This is a genomic window from Mycobacterium sp. TH-M15 (assembly GCF_057473705.1).
In genome coordinates this window covers 1-1,677 of record NZ_JBYCLB010000328.1, presented here as the reverse complement: position 1 = coordinate 1,677, position 1,677 = coordinate 1, and the positions used below count along the sequence as shown (strand labels likewise).

The 1,677-nt window shown below is 70.6% G+C and carries 2 protein-coding genes; both read left to right on the top strand.

Annotated elements, in window-relative coordinates:
- Positions 1–679: NAD(P)H-dependent flavin oxidoreductase (locus AC2VNT_RS07960; protein WP_486946338.1), on the top strand; the 679-nt coding region annotated here is incomplete at its 5' end.
- 55 nt (positions 680–734) lie between these two features.
- Positions 735–1,364 carry a nitroreductase family protein gene (locus tag AC2VNT_RS07955; protein WP_407689384.1) on the top strand — a complete coding sequence of 210 codons (630 nt, stop codon included), beginning with the start codon at positions 735–737 and terminating at the stop codon, positions 1,362–1,364.
- The last annotated feature ends 313 nt before the right edge of the window (positions 1,365–1,677 follow it).

Genomic DNA, 1,677 nt, shown 5'->3' with positions numbered 1-1,677 from the left:
GTTCGCCGATCGCATCCGCGCGGCCGGTGTTCCGCTCACCGCCCAGGTGCAGAACCTCGAGCAGGCGCGCCGGGCCCTGGATGCCGGCGCGGACGTCGTGGTGGCTCAGGGCGGCGAGGCGGGCGGGCACGGGATGAGCGCGCGCTCGACCTTCACGTTGGTGCCCGACGTCGTCGACCTCGTCGCCGAACGCTCCCCCGAAACGCTGGTGGTGGCCGCCGGCGGGGTCGCCGACGGCCGCGGGCTGGCGGCGGCGCTGGCGCTCGGGGCTGACGGCGCGCTCGTCGGCACCAGGTTCTGGGCATCCCCCGAGGCGTTGGTGTCGCGGCGGGCCCACCTTCGGGGCATCGCGGCCAGTGGCGACGACACCCTCCGCACCCGGGTCTATGACTTTGTGCGCCAGAAGGATTGGCCCGACGGCTACGATGCGCGGCTGGTGAGCAACGCGTTCATCGAGGCGTGGCATGGCGACGAGGCGGGCCTGCGGGAGCTCCTGCCGGAGATGGTGAACGCCTTCCAGAAGGAGCTCGACGCAGATGTTTTCGACGTCGTCACCGTGCTCGTCGGCGAGGCGATAGGACGCATCCGCGACGTGCGCCCGGCCGGCGGCATCGTCGGTGAGATGGTCTGCGACGCCACCCGAATCCTGAACCGCGCGACGGCGCCACCGGCGGTGTAGACAGCCGGGGCGGGCATCTGGTTTGCTCGGCTCGGTAACGGGTGGGAAGGACGGCATGGACATCGCCTCGGTCGACGAGTTGCTGACCACCACCCGCGCGGTGCGCAAGCGCCTCGACCTGGACCGGCCGGTCGGGCGCGAAGTGGTCCTCGAATGCATCCGGCTGGCGATCCAGGCGCCCACGGCAAGCAACGCGCAGGACTGGCGCTGGCTGGTGGTCACCGACGCCGACAAGCGGGCCGCGATCGCGGACACCTACCGCGGCGTCGGTGCCCAATACCTGGCGCAGGCCGCCGAGACCGCACCCGATCCGCAGACGCGGCGCGTCTACGAGAGCGCGCTGGGCCTGACTGAGGTCCTGGCCCGGGTCCCGGTGCACGTCATCCCCTGCCTCGAGCGTCGTTTCGACGGAAGCAGCCTGCTGATCGCGGCCTCGGCGTGGGCGTCGATCATTCCCGCCGGCTGGAGCTTCATGCTCGCCCTGCGATCCCGCGGGCTGGGATCGGTGTGGACGACGATGCATCTGGCCCAGGAGAAGCGCGTCGCCGAGTTGCTCGGCATCCCCGACACGGTCACTCAGGCCGCGCTGTTCCCGGTGGCTTACACGATCGGCACCGAATTCCACCCGGCAGCGCGACCCCCCGCGGAAACCGTCACCTTCTGGGACAGCTGGGGCGCGACCTGAAGCACGTCGGGAAAGCCGCACTCGCGGCGCCCGCCAGCAAAGCGCGAACGCTGCCGCGGGAAGCGGCGAACGGGGTGACCGGTGGTCATGCGGGGCGGGCACTTCGGCGGGGTGGTCGACACCACGCCGGTGCTAGTACTGCAGCCGTAGTTCGGGGTTGGAGTGTTTCGGCGTGTCTACGCTGGTAGAAGCGGTGGCCGGGGCATTGTTCGGAGTTTGTGACAACTACTGAATATGCCGCGGCCGCCGCGGCTGCCAGCGTAGACCCTGACCGGTGGTGGGCGCAGTTCTCGGAGGTGATCGACCGGATCGC